Below are 23,042 nucleotides of genomic sequence, written 5' to 3'. Positions count from 1 at the left end.
ACACCGAGCGGAGCTGCGGAGCGCTCGCGCTGTGGGACCATGGGCTACGTGACTTCGACCTGGGTGGAACCCTCCAACACGGCGACGGCTCTGCTGCTGCTCGGCCGGGGCAGCGACCCCGACACCGAGCGCGGCGTCGAGTGTCCGGGCGACCTGCCGGCGCCGAGCGACCCGGATCTGGTGGCCCGTGCCACGGCGGCGAAGGCGAAGCTGGGCAGCAAGGTGTTCGTGCTGGGGCACCACTACCAGCGCGACGAGGTGATCCAGTTCGCGGACGTGACAGGCGACTCGTTCAAGCTGGCCCGGGAGGCCGCGGCCCGGCCGGACGCCGAGTACATCGTCTTCTGCGGCGTGCACTTCATGGCCGAGAGCGCCGACATCCTCACCACGGACGCGCAGCGGGTGATCCTTCCCGACCTGGCCGCTGGCTGTTCGATGGCGGACATGGCCGTGCTGGGTCAGGTCGAGGCCGCCTGGGACACGCTCACCGAGCTGGGCATCGCCGCCGAGACCGTCCCGGTGACGTACATGAACTCCTCGGCCGACATCAAGGGTTTCGTCGGCCGCAACGGCGGCGTGGTCTGCACCTCGTCCAACGCCAAGCGCGCCCTGGACTGGGCGTTCGAGCAGGGCTCGAAGGTGCTCTTCCTGCCGGACCAGCACCTGGGCCGCAACACGGCGGTGCTGGAGATGGGCCTGTCGCTGGACGACTGCGTGCTCTACGACCCGCACAAGCCCGGTGGCGGGCTCACGCCGGAGCAGCTGCGTGACGCCAAGATGATCCTGTGGCGGGGGCACTGCTCGGTGCACGGCCGGTTCACCCTGGAGAGTGTCAACGACGTGCGGGCGCGGGTGCCCGGGGTCAACGTGCTGGTCCACCCGGAGTGCCGGCACGAGGTGGTCACGGCCGCCGATCACGTCGGCTCGACCGAGTACATCATCAAGACCATCGAGGCGGCGCCGGCCGGCTCGGCGTGGGCGCTGGGCACCGAACTGAACCTGGTCCGCCGGTTGGCGCTGGCCCACCCGGACAAGCAGATCATGTTCCTGGACAAGGCTGTCTGCTACTGCTCGACCATGAACCGGATCGATCTGCCGCACCTCGTCTGGGCCCTGGAGGAGCTGGTCGCGGGTCGGGTCGTCAACCAGATCACTGTCGACGCCGACACCGCGCACCACGCCCGGGTGGCGCTGGACCAGATGCTCGCCCTGCCCGGTGCGTGATCACGATCTGTGACGTCCTTGGTACGCAAAAGTGCCGGATCACCGATTAATGCCACACACGCCGGTCTGACCGAGTCCTTTTTCGTCACCGAGGGCTATGCTGCCGAGGCGAGGACGCAAGCGGGCCGTTTCGATATGGCCGCATCCGGGGTAGCGACAGAGTTCAGGCTCCCCACCATCAACACAGCAGCACCGACGCGCTGGAGGTTGCGTTGACCGACGACGTCCTGATCGTGCATGGAGGCACTCCGCTCGAAGGGCGGATCCGCGTGCGCGGCGCGAAGAACCTGGTTTCGAAGGCGATGGTCGCCGCACTGCTGGGCGACAGCCCGAGCCGGCTGTTCGACGTGCCGAAGATCCGCGACGTCGAGGTGGTCCGGGGTCTGCTCGGTCTGCACGGCGTCAAGGTGACCGACGGCGCCGAGGACGGCGAGCTCGTCTTCGACCCGGCGAACGTGGAGAGCGCCAGCACCGACCAGATCAACGTGCACGCCGGTTCGAGCCGGATCCCGATCCTGTTCTGCGGGCCGCTACTGCACCGGCTCGGGCACGCGTTCATCCCGGATCTGGGCGGCTGCCACATCGGCCCGCGCCCGATCGACTTCCACCTGCAGGCGCTGCGGGAGTTCGGCGCGACTGTCGACAAGCGGCCCGAGGGTCTGCACCTGTCCGCGCCGAACGGCCTGCACGGCACCAAGTTCGCCCTGCCGTACCCGAGCGTCGGCGCCACCGAGCAGGTGCTGCTGACCGCGGTGATGGCCGAGGGTGTCACCGAGCTGCGCAACGCCGCGGTGGAGCCGGAGATCATCGACCTGATCTGCATCCTGCAGAAGATGGGCGCGATCATCAAGGTCCACACCGACCGGGTGATCGAGATCCAGGGCGTGCCGAAGCTGCACGGGTACACCCACCGCCCGATCCCCGACCGGATCGAGGCCGCCAGCTGGGCCGCGGCCGCGCTGGCCACCCGTGGCCACGTCGAGGTGCTCGGCGCGCAGCAGGCCGACATGATGACCTTCCTGAACATCTTCCGGTCCGTCGGCGGCGAGTACGAGGTCACCGACACCCGGCCGCCGAAGCTGGGCGACCCGGGCCAGGAGGGCGGCATCCGCTTCTGGCACCCCGGCGGCGAGTTGAACGCGGTGGCGCTGGAGACCGACGTCCACCCCGGCTTCATGACCGACTGGCAGCAGCCGCTGGTCGTGGCGCTGACCCAGGCCCGCGGCCTGTCGATCGTGCACGAGACGGTCTACGAGCAGCGGCTGGGCTACACGGAGGCGCTGAACTCGATGGGCGCCAACATCCAGGTCTACCGGGACTGCCTCGGCGGCACCCCGTGCCGCTTCGGCCGGCGCAACTTCAAGCACTCGGCGGTGATCGCCGGGCCGAGCAAGCTGCACGCCGCCGACCTGGTCATCCCGGACCTGCGGGCCGGTTTCAGCCACCTGATCGCCGCGCTCGCCGCCGAGGGCACCTCCCGGGTGTACGGCGTCGACCTGATCAACCGCGGCTACGAGGACTTCGAGGCGAAGCTCGCCGACCTGGGCGCGCACGCCGAGCGTCCGTAACCTCTCGCACCAATCGTTCGGCCCCGACGGCTCCAGGTCGCGCTGCGACCTGGAGCCGTCCGCCGCCGTACCGCGATGTGCACCGGGCGCGGACCGTTGGCTACCCTTGCCGCGTGCCGTCGCTCTTTCGCCGCAAGTCCAACGACCTCGTCGACGAGGCCGTCTCCTCGGTGACCTCCGAGGAGACCGCCGAACGTCCCCGGGGTTACACCCCGGCCAAGGGTCGGGAGACGCCGAAGCGGCCGACCGTCGGCCGTCGCCCGGCCGGCCCCACCCGTCCCCTCACCAAGGAGGAGGAGCGGGAGCGGCGCCGCCAGCTGCGTACCGAGGCCGCGGCCGAGTTCCGCCGCGAGGGTGGCCCCCGCGACCGGGGCCCGGAGCGGCTGCTGGCACGCAACGTGGTCGACTCCCGGCGTACCGTCGGCACCTGGTTCTTCGGCGGCGCGCTGATCGTGCTGATCGGCTCGAACGCGGCGATGCCGCCGGTGGTGCGGCTGATCTCCAACGTGCTCTGGGGCGCGCTGGCCCTGGGTGTGGTCGTCGACTCGCTGCTGATCTGCCGCAAGATCGGCAAGCTGGTCCGGGAGCGCTTCCCGAAGAGCGACCAGCGGATGGGCTCGCTCTATCTCTACGCCGTGATGCGGTCGATCACCTTCCGGCGGATGCGCGCTCCGGCTCCTCAGGTCAACATCGGCGACAAGGTCTGATCCCGGCTCCGGCGGGACCCCGTCGTCCCGGCGGCGGCTCCGGCCGCGTTGGGGGCAAAGCACAGCGGGAAGCATCCGGGCCGCGGCTGTTCGTTGTACCGTGCGCGTAGTTCATCACGGTGAACAGGTCGCCCGTTGTTCGTCACCGCGAACGTTGATCCACTGGAGCGAACACGCATGCCTGGAGAACCGGCTGCCCCGTTGGCCACCATCGCTGCCGCGCTGCGCCGCGAACGGGAACGCGTCGGTGTCTCGCTGGCCGAGCTGGCTCGTCGGGCGGGGGTGGCGGAGTCGACGCTCGCCCACCTGGAGTCGGGGACCGGCAACCCGAGCGTCGAGACGCTCTGGGCGCTCGGCGCGGCGCTGGGCGTCCCGATCAGCCGGCTCGTGGAGCCGGCCCACGTCGACATCCGGGTGATCCGCGCCGGGGAGGGTCCCCGGGTCGGTTCCGAACAGGCCGACTTCACCGGGACGCTGCTCAGCGCCGGCACGGCGCACCTGCGCCGGGACGTCTACCTGATCGAGTTGGAGCCGGGCGCGGTCCGGGAGGCGGACGGGCACACCCCGCGCAGCATCGAGCACGTGGTGGTGGCCGCCGGACGGCTGCGCGTCGGCCCCGAGGCGGGCACCGTGGACCTCGGCCCGGGTGACTACGCGACGTTCCCCGGCGACACACCGCACCGGTACGAGGCGCTGGTCCCCGGCACCTTCGCCGTCCTCGTCATGGAGCATCCCTGACCCGATGCTCCGGTCCACCTGGCTGGCGGGTGGGGTATCGTCGAAGTTCAGATTGGGTTATCGACCTAAATGTCCGGAACCATCGGATAACGTTTGCGCTCGTGGACGGTGCCACAGTGGCGGTGAACGAGCCCACGCCGTTACCCTCCATCCGCAGCCACGCCCTGCCGGAACGGGCGACCCGACCGGCACGCGAGGCCCCAGCGCGACAATGTGCAACGAGGTGACAACGCCGTGAGCGAGCGGACGCGAGCCGGCCACCGGGGCGTGGCAGGCGGCGACCGGACGCCCATGGGTCAGCGGGGCCCGACCTCGGCCACCTCACCGTCGACGGGGAGCGGCCACGCGGCCGGGTGTGGCGACGGGCTCGACGGATGAACGGCCGCTACACCGACCGGTGGCGGGACCCGAACGAGCCGTCCTGGGTGGTCGAGCCGACCACCGAATGGCACCCTCAGTTCCCCGGCCAGCGCTACCCCGGCGACATCGGCGTCACCCACCAGCCCGCACCGCCGCGCGGACGGGCGACAGTGGTCGGTCGTACCGAGGTGCCGCCGCTCGCGCCCACCCGACCGGACGGCACCTACCTCGGCCGCTCCTGGGCCGACGAGCCTCCGGGCGAGCCGGCCCCCAACGGCCGGTGGGGGCCGGACGACGAGCCGGGTGAGACTTCGTCCTACGGCTGGTCGCGCGGTGACGAGCGCCCCGCCGACACGGCGCACCACGGCCGATCCGAGACACCGCACTACGACCATGAGCCGTACCGTCGGCCGCTCCCCGAGCCGCCCCGACGCGAGGAGCGCCGCTCCCCCGAGTCGGACCGGCGGACCGCCTGGTCCGACCGGCGTCCCGGCGACGACCGGGGACCGGCCCGGGAGGCCGCCTGGCACCGCGAGCAGCCCACTTCCGAGCGGTACGACAGCCGTGCGCCCCGACCCGAGCCGGTCGACCGGGACCGGGCGTACCCGACGGCGCCACCCGTCTCCCCCGGGCCCTACTCCCCCGCACCGCGCGGTGACTCCGGCTGGGTGCCCGAGCCGAACGAGGCGCCACGCCGGCGCGGCACGTCGGAGCGGCCGGCCGCGAGTCACGACCGGCACCCCGGCGACGGGTACGGCACCCGACCGGCCAGGGGCCACGACGGCCGCCCGACCGACGGCTGGGCCGCCGAGGGGGCCGGCCAGTGGGCACCCGTGGACAGCCGGTCCCGCTACCGCGCCGACGGCCACCCCGACCGCCTCCCCGATGACGCCCGCCGCTCGGAACGAAGCGTTGCCGACGAGGCCCGCCGCTCGGAACGCCTACCCGACGAGGCCCGCCGCTCGGAACGCCTACCCGACGACGCCCGGCGCTCGGAGCGGGGCGTTGCCGACGGCCGGTCCCGCGTGGACGCTGGCCCCGGTGCCCACACCGACCGGCAGCGCCGGCCCGACGAGGCGTTCGGTCCGCCACAGACGTCCGACGGCGGGAGGCGGCGTCGCCCCGAACCGGAGACGCCGGAGCAGCCCCGCCACGACGACGAGCGTCGCCGTCCCGATGTCGAGCCGCACCGGCAGCAACCTCGCGAGGCGGCAGCCCGCGCCGAGGCGTACCCGGACCGGCGTCCGCGCGAGAACGCCCGGCCGGAGCGGTACGGCGAGGAGCCGTACCGCGAGGAGACCTACCGCGAGCCGCGGTCGCAGCCCGGCCCCCGCTCGGGTGGCGGCCTGCCCTGGCCTGCGCCTGGTCCGGTGCACCCGGACCGCACACGGGAGCCGGGCTACCGGCCCGAGCCGCACTACGGCGCCGAGCCGGAGGTGTCGCCACGACCGGCGACGCGACCCGCACGGCCAGCGGCGGAGCCGCCCCGGTACGACGATCGGCCCGCGCGTCCCGCCGCGACGGCGCCACCCACCTCCGGCCGGGCCACCCCCGTCCCGCCCACACCCGTCTCCCCGGCCGCACCGGGCACCGGCCGGGCCACCCCGGTGCCACCCACACCCGTCTCCCCGGCCACGCCCGGCACCGGCCAGTCGACTCCGGTTCGTCCGGTGTCGCCGGCAGCGCCCGCCGCGCCCGGCCGGGACCGGCCGGTATCCGCGGCCCCCGTCTCTCCCGCTGCGGCGGACAACGGGTGGCAACCGTCCACGTCGTCCACGCGCGCCGAGCGCGACCGGCCGGTGTCGGCCACACCGGTCTCCCCGGCGGACGTCCCCGTCTCCGGTCCACCGGCCGCCCGACTGCGGCTGGAGTTCCTGCCCGCCCCGGTGGATCCTCCGGCGGCGGACGAGCGGCCGGAGCCGCCGCAGCGGCCCGAGCACCGCACACCCACCGAACCGGCGTCGACTGCCGACCCGCGCGCCACCGCTCCACCGCGCTATCCCGGCCCGGACAACCGCGCGCACCCGACACCGCCGGTCCAGCAGGACCAGCAGACGCATCCCAGCCCCGGACAGCGGCCCTCGCCGCCTGCGGATGACCGCCCGCCGGTCGCGCCCCCACCGGCCTGGCAGCGGCCGGAGCAACCCGCCAGCCCCACGACGCCGACGTCCTCGGAACCCGCGCCGGACGCCGAGCCGGCGCTCCCGATCGCCCCTGGCGTACCGCGTCGCTACGTGCCCCCGGCGCCCTCGGAAGCGCCCGTGCCGACTCCTGCGGAGCCAGCGGAGGCGTTGACCAGGGGACCGGAAGCCTGGTTCAGCCCCGGCACCCAGCCGGTCGAGCCCGACCAGGACGGGACAGCAGCGGACCAGCGACCGGCCGCGGAACCCGAGACAGCCACCGTCGCCGAGACGAGCGAGGACTGGAAGCCCGGCGACGGGTCGGCCGGCTCGCCGCCACACGCCGAGGACGAGCAGGACCCGTCGGCGACGTCCGCCCAACCGCTGGTCGGCGACCCCGCAACCGACCGACGACCCGACTCGACCGTCGAAGCCGCTGCGACACCGATCGCCGAACCGCTCTCCCCACCACCGAGCCGACCGGTGTCCGCACCGCCGGCCGATCCGATCGCCGCACGCCCCGCCCCACCCGACTCGGCACAGCCCGTCTCGGCACCACAGGACGTGGCACGGCCGGTCTCGGCACCGCCCGACTCGGCCTGGCCCGTCTCGGCACCGCCGACACCCGCGTCGCCGGATTCGACCCGGCCTGTCTCGGCACCGCCGGGCGCCGCGACGTCCGAACCGCCGGGCGCCGCGACGCCCGACTCCGCCTGGCCCGCCTCGGCACCGCCGGGCGCCGCGACGCCCGACTCGACCCGGCCCGTCTCGGCACCGCCGACACCCGCGCCGCCGGACTCCGCCTGGCCCGTCTCGGCGCCGCCGGCCTCCGCCACGTCGGTGGAGGTGGCCGAGGGTGAGCGTCGCTCCTGGGTCGACGACCTCGCCACCCACGGGGAGCCCACCACCGAGCCGACGCCGACCGACGGACGGGAGCCGGTCTCCGGACCGCCGGCACACCCGGTCTCCGGTGCTCCACACACCTGGTCGGACGAGCTGGTCGACGATGCGGACGACACGACGGCAACCGTCGAGCCGACATCGGGCGATAGCCACCGTCCGCACAGCGGTGAGTCGTACGCCGAGACGCCGGGACACCACAACGACCTCGCCGCCGACGACGGCCACGACGCCGCCGGCCCGACGAGCACGCCGACCGCCGACGCGTCCACCGATGCGTCGCGGGACGGCCTGGTCGACGCCGAACCGTCGGACCGGCCGGCATCGCCCGCGTCGAGCAGCGCGTACCCGTCGACCGCCAGCCCGGACACGGTTACCGACCCGGCAGGGTCGGGTTCGACGACCGACGCGACGCGCACGCCGCCCGAGCCGGCGGCCGAACCGCCCATCGCGACGGCGCCCGCCTCCGCACCGCCCGCCGCCGCACCGCCGGCCGCGCCCGTCTCCGCGCCACCTGCTGCGCAGGCACCCGTCTCCGCACCGCCCGCCTCGGCAGCACCGGCCGCGCAGGCACCCGTCTCCGCGCCACCAGCGACGCCTGTCTCCGCGCCACCCGTCTCCGCCCCGCCCGCCGCGCCCGTGTCTCCCGCTGCCGCCGTACCGCTCGCTGGCATTCCCGGGCCGCGCAGCGGGTCGTCCGACCAGGACGCGCAGGTGTCGGCGCCGCCCGCCACGGCGCCGGAGACGCCCCGCCGTTCGCTGGCCGATCAGGGCGATCCGGAGCAGGTTCTGGCCGCTTACCGCTGGCGGCTGGACCCGGTGACCCTGCGCGAGGAGCTGACCGAGCCGGACGCCATGCGGGCCATCCGACGGCGGTTGACCGAGAAGCTGGGCTCGGCCGTGGACAACAAGGCCCGTGCGCGACTGCTCAGCCTGCGCGCGGTCGCCTCGCGGATCCTCGGCGACCTCGACGACGCGTTGGCCGACGGCCGGCTCGCCCTCACCTACGCGGAGGCCACCGGCGAGCTGCGCCGGACCGCGCTGGCCCAGGCGCGGCTGGCGCACGTCCTGCGCTGGCGGGGCGACTACGCCGAGGCCGACCAGCTCTTCGCCGAGGCCAACTCGATCGAACTGCCCGACCGGCTGCGAGCCGCCCTGCACGAACACGCCGGGCGGTGCTCCTATGACCAGGGTCGGCTGATGGAGGCCTGCCACCACTTCGAGCGGGCGCTGGACCTGCGCGGGGCCGGCGACGCCGAGCTGCTGGACCGGATCCGGGTGGCCCTGGACGCGGTCACCGCGCGGGCTTCGGCCGGCGGCTTCGGGCCGTACCCCCGGAGTCGCGACGAGGTGCTCGACCGGGACCGGCCCCCGCAGCCGGACCGCGACGGACCGCTGTGGGGTTATACCGACCACGCCGGCGACGTCGTCATCCCCGCCCGGTACGCCGAGGCGCAGCCCTTCCACGACGGGCTGGCCTGGGTCCGGCGACCGGACACCGACCGGTGGTCCCTGATCAACCTGCTGGGTACGACGGTGATCCCGCCCTCGTACCGGGCGGTGCGCCCGTTCAGCGACGGCCTGGCCTGGGTGGTCACCGACGGCGGATGGACGGCGATCGACCCGACCGGCGCGGTGCAGGTTCCGCCGAACTTCGCCGACGTACGGCCGTTCCGCCGAGGGCTGGCCGCGGTGAAGCGCGAGGGGTGGGGCGCGGTCGACCGGACCGGCCGGATCGTGGTGCCGACCCGCTACCACGGCTTCGTCACCGAGCTGACCGACGCGGGTCCGGTCGACGGCTTCACCGACGAGGGTCTCGTCGTCGTCGACGTGGCCGGTCGGCGCGGTGTGGTGGACCGGACCGGCGCGGTGCTGGTGCAGCCGTCGTACCCGATGGTGGTCATCCACCCGGTGGCGTTCCTGGTGGTCAGCGGCAGCGGCCGGTGGGGCGCGCTGGACCGGCGGGGTGGGCCGCTGATCGACCTGGTGCACCCCGATCGCGCGGCCGTGCTGGAGGAGATCGACCGGCTGTTGACCGACGCGAACCCGGTGCTGTGAGTCGCCGCACGGCGATCGTGATCCACCGGAGCTAGGGTCGGAGTATGGAATTCCGACACCTGGGCCGTTCCGGCCTGATGGTCAGCGAGATCTCGTACGGCAACTGGATCACCCACGGTTCACAGGTCGAGGAGGACGCGGCGAACGCGTGCGTCCGGGCCGCCCTCGACGCGGGGATCACCACCTTCGACACCGCCGACGTGTACGCCGGCACCCGGGCCGAGGACGTGCTCGGCCGGGCGCTGCAGAACGAGCGTCGCGAGGGCTTGGAGATCTTCACCAAGGTCTACTGGCCCACCGGGCCGGGTCGCAACGACCGTGGCCTGTCCCGCAAGCACATCATGGAGTCGATCAACGGCTCCCTGCGCCGGCTGCGCACCGACTACGTGGACCTCTACCAGGCCCACCGGTACGACTACAGCACGCCGCTGGAGGAGACGATGGAGGCGTTCGCCGACGTCGTGCACTCCGGTAAGGCGCACTACATCGGCGTTTCCGAGTGGACCGCCGAGCAGCTGCGGGCGGCCCACTCCCTCGCCCGGGAGCTGCGCATCCCGCTGGTCTCCAACCAGCCGCAGTATTCGATGCTGTGGCGGGTCATCGAGGCCGAGGTCGTGCCGGCCAGCGAGGAGCTGGGCATCGGCCAGATCGTCTGGTCGCCGATGGCCCAGGGCGTGCTCTCCGGCAAGTACCTGCCGGGGCAGCCGCCGCCGGCCGGTTCCCGGGCCACCGACGAGAAGTCGGGCGCGAACTTCATCTCGCGGTTCATGAACGACGACGTCCTGACCCGGGTGCAGCAGCTCAAGCCGCTCGCCGAGCAGGCCGGGCTGAGCATGGCCCAGCTGGCCGTGGCGTGGGTCCTGCAGAACCCGAACGTGTCGTCGGCGATCATCGGCGCGTCCCGCCCCGAGCAGGTGCACGACAACGTGAAGGCGGCCGGGGTGAAGCTCGACGCCGGGCTGCTCAAGGCCATCGACGAGATCGTCGAGCCGGTCACCGAGCGGGACCCGGCGAAGACCGAGTCCCCCGCCGAGCGGCCCTGACGCGGGTCCGGTCCGGTCGGCGCACCCGCGCCGGCCGGACCGGACAGCTCGGCTCAGCCCTGCCAGAACCGGATCAGGTCCAGGCCCGCGGCGTAGAGCCAGGAGGGCAGACCGAGCAGGTCACCGACGGCGAAGACCGCGTCGAAGAACCAGCCGCCGATGCGCGGGTTCCACAACAGCGCGAACAGCAGAATGAAGCCGTACGGGGCGAACAGGTCGTACATCCTGCGCCACTGCGGATTGAGCCACGGCTGGATCATGTTGCCGCCGTCCAGGCCGGGCACCGGCAGCAGGTTGAGCACACTCGCGGTGAGCTGCAGGAACGCCAGCAGCGCCACCCCGGCCCAGAACTCCACCGGGCCACCCGAGGACGTGCCGAGTCGCACGGCCAGCACGAGCAGCAACGTGAACAGCACGTTGGTCGCCGGGCCGGCGAGGCTGACCAGGGTGTGCCGCAGCCGCCCCGGAATGGCGTGCCGGTCCACCCACACCGCACCGCCGGGCAGACCGATGCCGCCGAGCAGCACCACCACCACCGGCAGCACGATCGACAGCAGGGGGTGGGTGTACTTGAACGGGTTGAGCGTCAGGTAACCGCGGTGGGCGATGTCCCGGTCACCGGCGCGGTAGGCCACCACCGCGTGGGCGTACTCGTGCAGGCAGAGCGACACCAGCCAGCCGGACACCACGAACAGGAACACGTCGAAGCGGACGCTGCCGTACCCGTTCCAGGCCAGCACCCCGCTGACCGCGAAGAGCGCGACCAGGCCGAGGAACACCGGGCTGGGCCGGAACGCCGCCTTGGGCACGCCGAGCACCAGCCCGTCGGCCCCCGGCCGGTCGTAGGCCATCACTCGGCCGTGGGCAGCAGGCTCATCCGGTACTCCACCCGGTCGTCCTCGACGAGCGCGACCGAGGTGACGCCGGACGCCGCGAGCTCACGCCAGGTCTGACCGATCCAGGATTCGGCGTCGGCCTGGCTGCCGAACGATTCCGCCGGGCCCTCCACCGTCTGACCGTCCGTGCCCTCGTACCGCCAGCTCCACGCCATGCCGCGTCTCCCCTCGCCGCTGAAGTCCCCGTGGGACGAACCCCCGCAAGCGTAGTCGGCCCGGCGCGCAACGGCCGCTCGCTCGCCCCCGCGGCAGTCCACGGGGTGGATCAATCCGATCGACGCCGGCCGGTACGGTGGCTCGGTGCTGACTCGGGGGGTACTGCTCGGCGACCGCTACCGGCTGGGCGAGCGGGTGGCGACGGGCGGGATGGGCGCGGTCTGGCGCGGCACCGACGTGCTGTTGGAGCGCGAGGTGGCGGTGAAGGTGCTGCTGCCGTCGCTGGTCGCCGACGCCGAGTTCACCGCCCGCTTCCGCGCCGAGGCGCGGATGCTCGCGGCGTTGCGGCACCCCGGCGTGGTCGCGGTGCACGACGTCGGGCAGGCCGCGCTCGCCGACGGCAGCCGGGTCGACTACCTGGTGATGGAGTACGTCGAGGGCGAACCGTTGTCGGCCCGGGTACGCACGGCGGGGCGACTGGACGCGGCCACCACCATGTCGGTGCTGGCGCAGGCGGCCGACGCCCTGCACACCGCCCACCTCGCCGGCATCGTGCACCGGGACGTGAAGCCCGGCAACCTGCTGGTCAAGGCGGACGGTCGGGTGGTGCTCGTCGACTTCGGCATCGCCCGGTCCCGCAGCATGGCCGGGTTGACCGCCGCGAACATGGTGCTCGGCACCGCCGCGTACATGTCTCCCGAGCAGGCCACCGGCCAGCCGGTCGCCGCCGCCACGGACGTCTACGCCCTCGGGGCGGTGGCGTACTTCTGCCTGGCCGGGCGGCCACCGTTCGACGGCGACAACCCGCTCGCGGTGGCGTTGCGGCACGCCCAGGACGAGCCGGCCCCGCTGCCGCCGGACACGCCGCCCGCGGTGGCGGCGGTGATCGCGCGGGCGATGGCCAAGCGGCCGGCGGAACGGTACGCCAGCGCCGCTGAGTTGGCCGCTGCCGCCGCTGACGCCCGCGACGCGACCCTGGCCAGCATCCCGCCGTCCGCCCGCCCTCCGTGGGCGGTGGCCGCCCCGGCGACGCCCGTGGTGGGCGCCACCACCCAACCGGCCCCCGCGCCGCCGGCGCTGAACGCCACCCCGGCCCTCGCGCCGCCGGTTCCGGGCACCGCCCCGGCCCTCGCGCCGCCGGCCTCGCCCGTTCCGATTTCGACGCCGCCCGTGCCGACCGGCGTGCCGACGCCGCAGCCGGTCCCGCCCACGGACCCGGCCGGGCCACCGGCCTTCCGGGCCGGGCTGGCCCCGATCCGGCAGGCCGAGACCGGGCCGACCCGCGAGGATCCGGTGCCGACGTCGTCGAGCCGGCGACGCGGGCCGCTGCTGGTCGGGGTGGGCGCGATAGTTCTGATCGCGCTCGTCGGCGGGGCCGTGGCGGCGCTGCGTCCGGACGCCGGGCCGGGCGCGACGACAGGCTCGGCGGCGCTGGCGGGTGAATCGACGTCGGGCGCCGTCGTCGCGCCACCGGCCACCGACACCACCACCCCGGCATCCCGGGCCGGTGGCACGCCGAGCGCCGCCCGGACCGCGACCGCCACACCGACCGGTGGCGACCGATCGGGTACGCCCGCCAGCGGCAGCCCGGCCACCCGCAGCGCGGCACCGGGGACCACGCCGACCGGGGCGGCCAGCGGCAGACCGACGTCCAGCGGCAGCCCGGCGGGCCGGCCCAACCCGTACACGGCGGCGCAGGCGTGCGGCAGCGGCTATCAGGTGATCGACTCGGCGACGCTGACCGACGGTGGCGGCCGCCGGCAGGGCCGCGTCTACCTGCTCTACCACTCGGGTAACGGCAACAACTGCGTGGTCACCCTCAAGGACACCGCGGTCGGGGCCAGGACGGCCGCGTCGGCGTACCTGGAGGTGCAGGGACGGGCCCGCAGCACCGACAGCGGGTCGTTCGACTACTACGCGGGGCCGGTGCGGGCCGCCGCCGCTGGCGCGTGCGTGAAGTGGGGCGGCGCCACCGGCGGGGTGAGCTACGGCAGTGGGTTCGAACACTGCGGCTGACCACCGACGAACGCCGACGATCGCAGGTGCTTCGCACGACGCCGCCCGGTCCGGTCGTCACCTGGCGACAGGGAAGCGGACGCTTGCCTGCAATGGACGCGGAACGGACTGTCGACAGTCGGTAGGGCTGGGGCGACGTGCCCAGACCCGGGGCATGAGAACTAAGGTACGGACATGTCCGTTGACGGGTGGAACACGGTCCTGGTGCTCGGCGGTATCCGGTCCGGCAAGTCCGAGTTCGCCGAGTCCCTGGTCGCCGACGCGCCGGTGGTCCGCTACGTCGCCACCGCGCCGGAGGGCGACCCGGAGGACACCGAGTGGGCGACCCGGCTGGCGACGCATCGCGCCCGACGACCGGGCAGCTGGACCACCGAGGAGACCGCCGGAGAGCCGCGCCGGCTCGCGGACGTGCTCGAATCCGCCGAGCCCAACGAGACGCTCCTCGTGGACGACCTGGGCGGCTGGGTGACGGTGCTGCTCGACCCGGAGCACCAGCCCGCCGACGACGTGGCGACGATCGCCGAACTGGCCGAGGCGATCCGCACCTGCGCTGCGCGGGTGGTGCTGGTGAGCCCCGAGGTCGGGCTGTCGCTGGTGCCGACCACCCCGCTGGGCCGGGCGTTCACCGACGCGCTCGGCGCGGCCAACCGCGCGGTCGCCGACGCCTGCGACGCCGTGGTGCTGGTGGTGGCGGGCCAACCGGCCTGGCTGAAGCCGGCACCCACCACCGCTGCCGCCGCCGCGACCGTGAGCGCGTCGGCGAGCCCCGTCTCACCGGCCGCGAGCCAGACCGGCACGGGCCGGGCCGGCGCACACCAGGCCGGCACGAGCCTGCTCGACGCCGAGCCCACCCCCGAGGTCCAGCTGCCCGACGTGCTGACCCACACCCCGCCGGCCGCCCCCAACCAGGAGCCCGGCAACCCCTGGGCCGCGCCGACCATGGCGCTGCCGATGGTGGCCACCGGGCTGGTCATCCAGCCGGGCATGGAGCTGCCGATGCCCGACGACTACGCCGGCCCGCAGGCGGTGGACCGGCTGGCCACATTGGACGTGCCCGGTGCCGGGCTGGGCGTGCTGGACCGGGTGGTCGGCTTCGCCGCGGCCACCCAGGGCACGTCGACGCCGGCCGCCTGGGGCTCGGTGCGGGTGCTGCTGCTCAACGGCGACCACGCCGGCGGCGCGTCGGCCGGCACCGTCGCGGGCGAGTCGGCGCGTCGCGCCGCCCAGGCGCGCGCCGGACGGGGCGCGCTGGCCCGGCTGGCCGCCGAGAGCGGCGCGAGCCTGCAGGTGGTCGACACCCCCGCCTCCGCGCCGATGGAGACCCAGCCGGCCCTCACCGGCGAGCAGGTCGAGTCGGCGCTGCGCTACGGCTGGCGCCTGGCCGAGCAGGCCGCCGACGCAGGCGTACAACTGCTGGTCCTGGGAGCGTGCGGTGCCGGCACCGAGGCGGCAGCGGCGGCGGTGCTGGCGGCCACGGCCGGCGCGGAACCACCTGCGGTGCTGGGCCGGGTGATCACCGACTCCGGTGAGATCGACGACGCGGCCTGGATGGTCCGCTGCGCGGCGGTGCGCGACGCGCTGCACCGCACCCGCCGCTCGCCGCGCGGCGCGAAGGACGTGCTGTCCGAGCTGGGCGGCGGCGACGTGGCGGTGGCCACCGGCGTGCTGCTGGGCGCCACCGCCCGCCGGGTGCCGGTGCTGCTGGACGGGCCGGTCGGGCTGGCCGCCGGGATGGTCAGCCGGGACCTGGCCGGGCAGGCGCGGCACTGGTGCCTGTTGGCCGACCACGGCCAGCATCCCGCGGTGCGGCTGGCCGCCGACGTGCTTGGCCTCACGCCCCTGCTCGACCTGCGACTGGACCTCGGCGAGGGCGCCAACGCCCTGGTCGCGTTGCCGCTGCTGCGCTCGGTGCTGGCACTGGCCGCCGCGCTGCCGGTGCACCCGTCGCTGACCGGCGACACGGACCCGACCGACGAGCCGGAAGCCGACCCGGAGACCGACGACGCCGAGCCGGACTACGCCGAGCCGGCGTACACCGGGCCCGACTACACCGACCCGGAGTTCACCGAGCCGGAACCGGCCGGGCCGGGGCCGACCCGCACGGCCACCGACGAGCAGCCGGCGTCGGGCTGGCGTGCCGGCTGAGCCGCGGCTCGTCGCGGGCGCCCGGCTGGCGATCACCACCTTCAGCACGTTGCCGGTACGCGCCGGGCGGATCGACCGCCCGGTGGCGGGTACCGCGATGGCGCTCGCCCCGGCCGCCGGCGCGCTGCTCGGCGTGCTGCTCGGCGGCGTCCTGCTGCTGACCGGCACGCTCGCTCCCCCGCTGGTGGCCGCCGGCGTGACGGTGGGCGCCGCCGCCCTGCTGACCCGGGGACTGCACCTGGACGGGCTGGCCGACACCGTGGACGCGCTCGGGTCGTACCGGCGGGGTGCCGCCGCGCTGGAGATCATGAAGAAGCCGGACGTCGGGCCGTTCGGCGTCGTCGCCCTGGTGGTCGTACTCCTGGTGCAGGCCGCTGCGCTCGCCGACCTGGCCGGCCGGTCCTGGCCGGCGTGTCTCGCGGCGGTGGTGGCGGCCAGCGCGGCCGGGCGGCTGGGTGTGACCGTGGCGTGCCGGCGGGGCGTGCCCGCGGCCCGGCCGGACGGGCTGGGGGCCATGGTGGCGGGAACCGTCGGCCCGGTGGCGCTTGCCGTGGGCGCGGTCGCCGTCGTGCTGCTGGCGGTGCCCGCGGTGCCGGGCCGCCCGTGGCAGGGACCGGTCGCCGTCGTCGCCGCGCTCGCCGTCGCGGTGCCGCTGCTGGCCCACGTGGTACGCCGGCTCGGCGGCATCACCGGCGACGTGCTCGGCGCGACAGTCGAGGTGGTCACCACGCTGGTCTACCTGGGTGTGGTGCTGTCCGCCTGAAGCGGGCGCGGCCGGCCGGGTAGCGTTCGGCTCGACAGCACCGGCACGGCCACCGGGGGAACCCACATGCTCATCACTGACGACTTCCTGCCCGTACCGGTGCCGGAGTCGCTCAGCGCGACCTACCTGGTGCCGATGGCGGGGCTGCCGAAGGTCAGCGCGAAGACTGCGGTGGCGGCGCTGACCGGCCGGCTGGCCGAGCCGGTGCACGGGCTCGCCCGGCAGATGCTGGACAGCCCGCTGATGAGCGTGGACACCCGGCCGATCGCCGAGTTCCCCGCGCTCCCGCCGGATCTGCTCACCGCGTTCGGCGCCACCGAGGCGCAGTTGGCCCGGCTGGCCGCGGCGACACACCTGGTCGTGGTCCAGGCGGAGTACCGGCCGGGGTGGCCACCCGCGCACGAGTGGGCGGCCCGGGCGGTCGCGGCCGCCGTGGCGGAGTCCGTCGACGGCGACGTCGTGGACGTCTTCGGCCTCCAGTTCCTCGACCCGGCGACCGCGCTGCGCTCACTCCCCGACGAGAACGGCCGGATCCGGCTTGTCGACTGGGTGCTGGTGCCGTACTCCTCGGACACCGAGGGGCTGTGGTTCACCACGAAGGGGCTGCGGCGCTTCGGCCTGCTGGAGTTGCAGACCCAGGGGGTGCCCGACCATCTGACCCGCGCCTGGGGCGCGGTGATGACCGGGGCGGCCCGGCGGCTGCTGCGCGACTGGACCGACGGGCTCACCGGCGAGGAGGTGCCGGCGTTCGTGCAGCTGCCGGTGCTGGCGACGGTGACCGGGCACGACATCGCCGTGGCGTACGGCAATCCGGAGCAGCACGGCGCGACGGCCCCGGTGCTGCTGCGCCTGGAACTGGACCCGGCGACCGACCCGGAGGCCGACTCGTTCCTGAGCCTGCGGCCGCCGGCCGGGCATCCCGGCCCGGACGGGCGCTACTACGCCGCCGCCTGCGCGACGTTGTTCTCCGGCATCCAGCCGGACGTGCGCTACGCGCGTTCCGGTGACGCGATGAGCCGCGCGGTCGCCACCGCCCGCGCCGCGCTGGGCGACGCCCGGGCCCGCTTCGTCGCCGGCCAGCTACCGGCGGAGTCGCAGCTGGTCGTCAAGTACGGCCTGCCGGGCGACGACGGGCCCGAGTACGTCTGGGCGGGCGTCACCTCGTGGGAGACCCCGGAGCGGATCGTCGGCGTCAGCGCCAGCGACGCCAACACCGACGAGAGCGTACGCATCGGCGCCCCCGTGGTGGTGGAGGCGACAGACGTCGTTGACTGGGCGGTCCTGAACGCGACAGGAGTCATCGAAGGCGGCTGGACCCAGGCGGTCCTGGACTCCGGCGAACCCCCCACCACCCCAACCCCCTAACCCACCCCACCCCACCGCCCGCCGCCCCCACCCTCCCTCGCCCGGTGATCAAGAGATTTGGGTCAGAATCTCGCCCGAGAATGACGCAAAGCTCTTGATCACCAGGGCGAGGGCGGGCGGCGGACCCGTGGGAGTCGGGGGTGGGTGGGGTTAGTGGGTTGAGGGGGTTACGAAGGGGGGTTTCTGCAGGCGCAGGGGGGCTTGGCGGCCTCGGATGTTGACCTGCACCTCGTCGCCTTCGGCCAGGCTGGCGTCCGTGTCCAGCAGGGCCAGGGCGATGCCCTGCTTGCGGGTCGGGCTGAAGGTGCCGCTGGTCACCGTGCCGACCTGCTTGTCACCCACGTGCAGCGTCATACCGGGGCGCGGGATGGCGCGGTCGACCGCCACCAGGCCGCGCAGCGTACGTCGAGGGCCGGCGGCCTTCTCGGCGAGCAGCGCGTCGCGGCCCCAGAAGGCCGGCTTGTCCCACCCGACCGCCCAGCCCGAGCGGGCCTGCACCGGGGTGATGTCCAGCGAGAGGTCCTGCCCGTGCAGCGGGTAGCCCATCTCGGTGCGCAGCGTGTCCCGGGCGGCCAGCCCGCAGGCGCGCAGCTCGAACGCCTCGCCGGCGGCGAAGAGGGCGTCCCACACGGTCACCGCGTGCTCCGCCGGCACCACCAGCTCGTAGCCCAGCTCGCCGGTGTAGCCGGTGCGGCAGACGGTCAGCTCCACGGCGGCGAGGTTGGCGGCGTCGAAGCTCATGTAGCCGTGCTCGGTGGGCAGATCGAGGGCGGCGAGCAGTTCGCCCGAGCGGGGGCCCTGCACGGCCAGCACCGCGTACGCCTCGTGCTCGTCGGTGACGGTGATCCGCTCCGGGGCGGCGGCGCGCAGCCGGCGCACCACCTCGGCGGTGTTCGCGGCGTTCGGGATGAGGAAGACGTGGTCGTCGGCGTACAGGTAGGCGATGATGTCGTCCACCACGCCGCCGGTGGCGTCGTCGCAGCACAGCGTGTACTGCGCGCGGCCGGGCCCGATGCGGCGCAGGTCGTTGCTGAGGCAGGAGTTGACGAACTCGGCCGCGCCGGGGCCGGTCACCCGGGCCTTGCCCAGGTGCGACACGTCGAAGACCCCCACCGCCGTACGCACCGCGGCGTGCTCCTTGAGCACCCCGCCGCCGGCGTACTCCAGCGGCATCTCCCAGCCCCCGAAGGGGGCGAACTTGGCGCCGGCGGCGGTGTGCCGCTCGTGCAGCGGGGAACGACGCAGCCGGGTCGCGGCGGCGTCGGAGGTCACGTCGGTCATGGGTGGCAACTTACCGGGGGCAACGCCGCTGGTTAGCATCGGCGGGACCCCGTTGGCGTGATCGACGGGACAGCCCTGACGTCCGGCGGGTAGGTTCCGCCGGAGACCTTCACCGCTGGTACGCGACGTCGCGACCGGCCCGGCCCGCCCGGAGTAGCTTCAGTGACATCACCCCGCACCACCAACCTGAGCCTGGTCGACACCGACCCGGCCGAGCTCGCCGTCGACGCGATCGTGATCGGCGTGCACAGCCAGACCGGAGAGCAGGGCGCCACCAGCGGCCTCGCCGGCACCCTGCTGCTCGCCAGCGGCGCGGAGAGCATCGCCGTCGCCTTCGACGGCAAGCTGACCGAGACCCTCGCGCTGCTCGGTGCGACAGGTGGGCCGGGTGAGGTCATCAAGCTGGCCACGCTGGGCACCGTCACCGCTCCGCTGGTCGTCGCGGTCGGGCTCGGCCCGGAGCCGACGGGCGCCGCCCCGGCGCCGGAGACGCTGCGCCGGGCCGCCGGCGCGGCGGTCCGGGCCCTGGCGGGGGCGCCGAAGGTGGCGCTGAGCATGCCGCTGCCCGACGACTCGGACGCGCCGGCCGCGCTGCGCGCGGTCGCGGAGGGCGCGCTGCTCGGCGGGTACCGGTTCGCCGGCTACAAGACCCGTCCGCAGCCGACCCGGCGCGAGCCGGTGGCCGAGGTGCTGATCTCCGTTCCGGACGCCGCCGAGCCGGCCGCCCAGGCGGAGATCACCCGCGCGCAGGCGGTCGCCGGCGCGGTGCGGCTCAGCCGGGACTGGGTGAACACCGCCCCGAACGAGCTGCGGCCCCCGTCGTTCGCCGACGCCGTGGCCGCCGCCGCCCGTGACGCGGGCCTCGGCGTCGAGGTGCTGGACGAGGCGGCGCTGGCCGCGGGCGGGTACGGCGGCATCATCGCGGTCGGGCAGGGCTCGGAGGCCCCGCCGCGACTGGTGAAGCTCACCTACACCCCGCAGGACGGCGGCAACGGCAAGCGGGTCGCGCTGGTCGGCAAGGGGATCACCTTCGACACCGGTGGCATCTCGATCAAGCCGGCGCAGGGCATGTGGGAGATGAAGTCCGACATGGCGGGCGCCGCCGCGGTGGGCGCTGCCATGCTGGCGATCGCCGCGCTGAAGCCGGCCGTGGCGGTCAGCGCGTACCTGCCGATGGCCGAGAACATGCCGTCGGGCACCAGCTACCGGCCGGGCGACGTGATCAGCATGTTCAGCGGCAAGAAGGTGGAGGTGCTCAACACCGACGCCGAGGGCCGCATGGTCCTGGCCGACGCCATCGCCCGCGCGTGCGCCGACGGCACCGACTACCTGTTCGAGACCTCCACCCTCACCGGCGGTCAGGTGATCGCGCTGGGCAAGCGGGTGGCCGGCGTGATGGGCACGCCCGAGCTGTGCGAGCGGGTCCGGACGGTCGGCGACGCGGTCGGCGAGCCGGCCTGGCCGATGCCGCTGCCGGACGACGTGCGCAAGGGCATGGACTCCGACGTTGCGGACATCTCGCAGGTCAACGCCGGGATGGACCGGGCCGGGCACATGCTGCAGGGCGGCGTGTTCCTGCGCGAGTTCGTGGCCGACGACGTGGCGTGGGCGCACATCGACATCGCCGGGCCGGGCTACCACTCGGGCGAGCCGACCGGCTACTGGACCAAGGGCGGCACCGGCGTGCCGGTCCGCACGCTGGTGCAGCTGGTCGAGGACGTCGCCGCCAACGGCTGACGTGGTGCCGAGGGGCCCCGGGTGGGGCCCCTCGGCAGGTCAGTACTGCTCCGGGCGGCGCTTGCGGCGTTCGTTGAAGTCGCGCATCCGCTGCGGGTAGCCCATCAGCCGGACGTCGTACACCGGGATGCCCATCCGGTACGCGAAGCGCCGCGCGCCGTCCGGGCCGTCGATGCGGCGGCGTGTCCACTCCCCGTCGTCGGCGATCAGGATGACTGTGGTCTGGGTGACAGTCGTCCGGGGCTCGATGAACGCCTCGACGCCGCGCCGACTGCGGATGAAGTGCGCGAGATGGTCCAGATCCCCACTGTCGGCCGCGCGGTCGTGGCTCAGCACACGCGCCTGCTTCCGGCGCCGGAACAACCCCACCGAACCTCTCCCCCATGTCACGTCATCGACAACGGTGCCAAGGGTACGTGTCGATGACGTGTCGTTGGGCACCTCACTACGCACCCTGTGCCCGGTGGTGACAAGATGACCGAGGTGGGGTGTGTCCGTGTTACCCCTCCGTGACCCCCGATGCAGTGACGCGACCTGGGAGTTGGACGTGAGCGAGCCGAACGAAGCGACCTTCGACATTGTCATCCTCGGAGGTGGCAGCGGCGGCTACGCGGCGGCGCTGCGCGCCGCCCAGCTGGACCTGTCCGTCGCGCTTATCGAAAAGGGCAAGCTCGGCGGGACCTGCCTGCACAACGGCTGCATCCCGACCAAGGCGCTGCTGCACGCGGCGGAGATCGCCGACCAGACCCGCGAGTCGGAGCAGTTCGGTGTGAAGGCCGAGCTGGTCGGCGTCGACATGGCCGGCGTCAACTCGTACAAGGACGGCGTGATCTCCCGCCTGTACAAGGGTCTGCAGGGCCTGGTGGGTGGCTCGAAGAAGATCACCTTCGTGGCCGGCGCCGGCAAGCTGGTCGGCAAGAACGTGGTCGAGGTGGACGGCAAGCGCTACACCGGCCGCAACGTCGTGCTGGCCTCCGGCTCGTACGCCAAGAGCCTGCCCGGCCTGGAGGTCGACGGCGAGCGGATCATCACGAGCGACCACGCGCTGACCCTGGACCGGGTCCCCTCGTCGGTGATCGTCCTCGGCGGCGGTGTGATCGGCGTCGAGTTCGCCAGCGTGTGGAAGTCCTTCGGCGCTGACGTGACGATCGTCGAGGCGCTGCCCCGACTGGTCGCGGCCGAGGACGAGGAGTCGTCCAAGGCGCTGGAGCGGGCGTTCCGCAAGCGGAAGATCAACTTCAAGGTCGGCAAGCCGTTCGAGAAGGTCGAGAAGACCGAGAACGGCGTCAAGCTGACCATTCAGGGCGGCGAGACCGTCGAGGCCGAGCTGCTGCTGGTCGCCGTCGGTCGCGGCCCGAACACCGCCAACCTCGGGTACGAGGAGCAGGGCGTCAAGATGGACCGCGGCTACGTGCTGACCGACGAGCGGCTGCGCACCAGCGTGCCGAACGTCTACGCCGTCGGCGACATCGTGCCCGGCCTCCAGCTCGCGCACCGGGGCTTCCAGCAGGGCATCTTCGTCGCCGAGGAGATCGCCGGGCAGACCCCGGCCGTCATCGACGAGGTGGGCATCCCGCGGGTCACCTACTGCGACCCGGAGCTGGCGTCGGTGGGTCTGACCGAGACGAAGGCCAAGGAGCAGTACGGGGCCGACAAGGTCCAGACGTACAACTACCCGCTGGGCGGTAACGGCAAGAGCCAGATCCTCAAGACCACCGGCTTCGTGAAGCTGGTCCGGGTCGAGGACGGCCCCGTCGTCGGCGTCCACATGGTCGGCGCGCGGGTGGGTGAGCTGATCGGTGAGGCGCAGCTCATCTACAACTGGGAGGCCTACCCGGCCGAGGTCGCCCAGCTCGTGCACGCCCACCCCACCCAGAACGAGGCCCTGGGCGAGGCGCACCTGGCCCTCGCCGGCAAGCCGCTGCACGCGCACGCCTGATCACCCAAACCGCGGCGTCCGGCGAC

15 protein-coding genes and 1 pseudogene are annotated in these 23,042 nt (G+C 73.9%); 12 read left to right on the top strand and 4 right to left on the bottom strand.

Annotation, left to right across the window (positions count from 1 at the left end; translation table 11 throughout):
• The first annotated feature begins 48 nt into the window (after positions 1–48).
• The 6 genes from nadA (at position 49) to ACLQ27_RS20305 (ending at position 10,718) form a co-directional block, all read left to right on the top strand.
• Complete coding sequence (gene nadA / locus ACLQ27_RS20330) at positions 49–1,224, top strand: quinolinate synthase NadA (RefSeq protein WP_234587011.1); 1,176 nt, start codon at positions 49–51, stop codon at positions 1,222–1,224.
• 212 nt (positions 1,225–1,436) lie between these two features.
• Positions 1,437–2,792, top strand: coding sequence for a UDP-N-acetylglucosamine 1-carboxyvinyltransferase (gene murA, locus ACLQ27_RS20325; RefSeq protein ID WP_308195384.1), 1,356 nt, complete (start codon positions 1,437–1,439; stop codon positions 2,790–2,792).
• Between the two features lie 113 nt (positions 2,793–2,905).
• Entirely contained in the window at positions 2,906–3,499 is a 594-nt protein-coding gene (locus ACLQ27_RS20320) for a DUF3043 domain-containing protein (RefSeq protein WP_357496694.1), read from the top strand.
• Positions 3,500–3,676: 177 nt separating this feature from the next.
• Positions 3,677–4,237 (top strand): helix-turn-helix domain-containing protein, encoded by a 561-nt coding sequence (locus tag ACLQ27_RS20315; protein ID WP_425868146.1) that lies wholly within the window; start codon positions 3,677–3,679, stop codon positions 4,235–4,237.
• Positions 4,238–4,611: 374 nt separating this feature from the next.
• Positions 4,612–9,675 carry a WG repeat-containing protein gene (locus ACLQ27_RS20310; RefSeq protein WP_425868144.1) on the top strand — a complete coding sequence of 1,688 codons (5,064 nt, stop codon included), beginning with the start codon at positions 4,612–4,614 and terminating at the stop codon, positions 9,673–9,675.
• Positions 9,676–9,719: 44 nt separating this feature from the next.
• Positions 9,720–10,718: an aldo/keto reductase family protein gene (locus tag ACLQ27_RS20305; RefSeq protein ID WP_357496688.1), complete on the top strand. Its 999-nt coding sequence runs from the start codon at positions 9,720–9,722 to the stop codon at positions 10,716–10,718.
• 53 nt (positions 10,719–10,771) lie between these two features.
• Here the strand turns inward: ACLQ27_RS20305 and ACLQ27_RS20300 are convergent, their stop codons facing one another.
• Both ACLQ27_RS20300 and ACLQ27_RS20295 read right to left on the bottom strand, forming a co-directional pair.
• Positions 10,772–11,569 carry a site-2 protease family protein gene (locus tag ACLQ27_RS20300; RefSeq protein ID WP_425868142.1) on the bottom strand — a complete coding sequence of 266 codons (798 nt, stop codon included), beginning with the start codon at positions 11,567–11,569 and terminating at the stop codon, positions 10,772–10,774.
• The gene (locus ACLQ27_RS20295; RefSeq protein WP_030337978.1) at positions 11,569–11,769 is read right to left on the bottom strand and encodes a hypothetical protein; all 201 of its coding nucleotides are present in this window, start codon (positions 11,767–11,769) and stop codon (positions 11,569–11,571) included. The genes ACLQ27_RS20300 and ACLQ27_RS20295 overlap by 1 nt, the downstream gene beginning before the upstream one ends.
• A 145-nt stretch (positions 11,770–11,914) precedes the next feature.
• On the opposite strand from ACLQ27_RS20295, the pseudogene ACLQ27_RS20290 reads away from it, so the two are divergent.
• From ACLQ27_RS20290 to ACLQ27_RS20275, 4 genes and pseudogenes are all read left to right on the top strand, one after another.
• Positions 11,915–12,778, top strand: a pseudogene (locus ACLQ27_RS20290) (serine/threonine-protein kinase); the annotation flags it as partial.
• Positions 12,779–13,960: 1,182 nt separating this feature from the next.
• On the top strand, positions 13,961–15,931 hold the full coding sequence (locus tag ACLQ27_RS20285) for a bifunctional adenosylcobinamide kinase/adenosylcobinamide-phosphate guanylyltransferase (protein WP_357496684.1): 1,971 nt from the start codon (positions 13,961–13,963) through the stop codon (positions 15,929–15,931).
• Positions 15,921–16,694, top strand: a complete 774-nt coding sequence (locus ACLQ27_RS20280; RefSeq protein ID WP_357575185.1) for an adenosylcobinamide-GDP ribazoletransferase — start codon at positions 15,921–15,923, stop codon at positions 16,692–16,694. Before ACLQ27_RS20285 ends, ACLQ27_RS20280 begins: the two co-directional genes overlap by 11 nt.
• 66 nt (positions 16,695–16,760) lie before the next feature.
• Positions 16,761–18,059: a DUF2314 domain-containing protein gene (locus tag ACLQ27_RS20275; protein ID WP_357496680.1), complete on the top strand. Its 1,299-nt coding sequence runs from the start codon at positions 16,761–16,763 to the stop codon at positions 18,057–18,059.
• 150 nt (positions 18,060–18,209) lie between these two features.
• On the opposite strand, the gene gcvT is transcribed toward ACLQ27_RS20275, so the two are convergent.
• The gene (gcvT, locus tag ACLQ27_RS20270; protein ID WP_425868139.1) at positions 18,210–19,340 is read right to left on the bottom strand and encodes a glycine cleavage system aminomethyltransferase GcvT; all 1,131 of its coding nucleotides are present in this window, start codon (positions 19,338–19,340) and stop codon (positions 18,210–18,212) included.
• Positions 19,341–19,502: 162 nt separating this feature from the next.
• Between gcvT and ACLQ27_RS20265 the strand changes: the two genes are divergently transcribed.
• A complete protein-coding gene (locus tag ACLQ27_RS20265) occupies positions 19,503–21,077 on the top strand; it encodes a leucyl aminopeptidase (RefSeq protein ID WP_357496676.1) in 1,575 nt (524 codons plus the stop codon).
• Between the two features lie 39 nt (positions 21,078–21,116).
• Here the strand turns inward: ACLQ27_RS20265 and ACLQ27_RS20260 are convergent, their stop codons facing one another.
• Positions 21,117–21,446 carry a hypothetical protein gene (locus ACLQ27_RS20260; RefSeq protein WP_357496674.1) on the bottom strand — a complete coding sequence of 110 codons (330 nt, stop codon included), beginning with the start codon at positions 21,444–21,446 and terminating at the stop codon, positions 21,117–21,119.
• Between the two features lie 178 nt (positions 21,447–21,624).
• On the opposite strand from ACLQ27_RS20260, the gene lpdA reads away from it, so the two are divergent.
• A complete protein-coding gene (gene lpdA / locus ACLQ27_RS20255) occupies positions 21,625–23,016 on the top strand; it encodes a dihydrolipoyl dehydrogenase (RefSeq protein WP_357496672.1) in 1,392 nt (463 codons plus the stop codon).
• Positions 23,017–23,042 lie beyond the last annotated feature (26 nt).

Origin of the sequence: Micromonospora sp. DT63 (genome assembly GCF_049841615.1) — a bacterium.
Lineage (GTDB): Bacteria > Actinomycetota > Actinomycetes > Mycobacteriales > Micromonosporaceae > Micromonospora.
The sequence above is the reverse complement of the archived record's forward strand: the minus strand, read 5'-3'. Positions and strand labels throughout refer to the sequence as shown.

Coding starts and splice junctions, on each gene's coding strand:
- ACLQ27_RS20285 (WP_357496684.1), top strand. CDS start 13,961: ATGTCCGTTGACGGGTGGAACACGGTCCTGGTGCTCGGCGGTATCCGG.
- ACLQ27_RS20300 (WP_425868142.1), bottom strand. CDS start 11,569: ATGGCCTACGACCGGCCGGGGGCCGACGGGCTGGTGCTCGGCGTGCCC.
- ACLQ27_RS20310 (WP_425868144.1), top strand. CDS start 4,612: ATGAACGGCCGCTACACCGACCGGTGGCGGGACCCGAACGAGCCGTCC.
- ACLQ27_RS20305 (WP_357496688.1), top strand. CDS start 9,720: ATGGAATTCCGACACCTGGGCCGTTCCGGCCTGATGGTCAGCGAGATC.
- ACLQ27_RS20275 (WP_357496680.1), top strand. CDS start 16,761: ATGCTCATCACTGACGACTTCCTGCCCGTACCGGTGCCGGAGTCGCTC.
- gcvT (WP_425868139.1), bottom strand. CDS start 19,340: ATGACCGACGTGACCTCCGACGCCGCCGCGACCCGGCTGCGTCGTTCC.
- ACLQ27_RS20295 (WP_030337978.1), bottom strand. CDS start 11,769: ATGGCGTGGAGCTGGCGGTACGAGGGCACGGACGGTCAGACGGTGGAG.
- ACLQ27_RS20315 (WP_425868146.1), top strand. CDS start 3,677: ATGCCTGGAGAACCGGCTGCCCCGTTGGCCACCATCGCTGCCGCGCTG.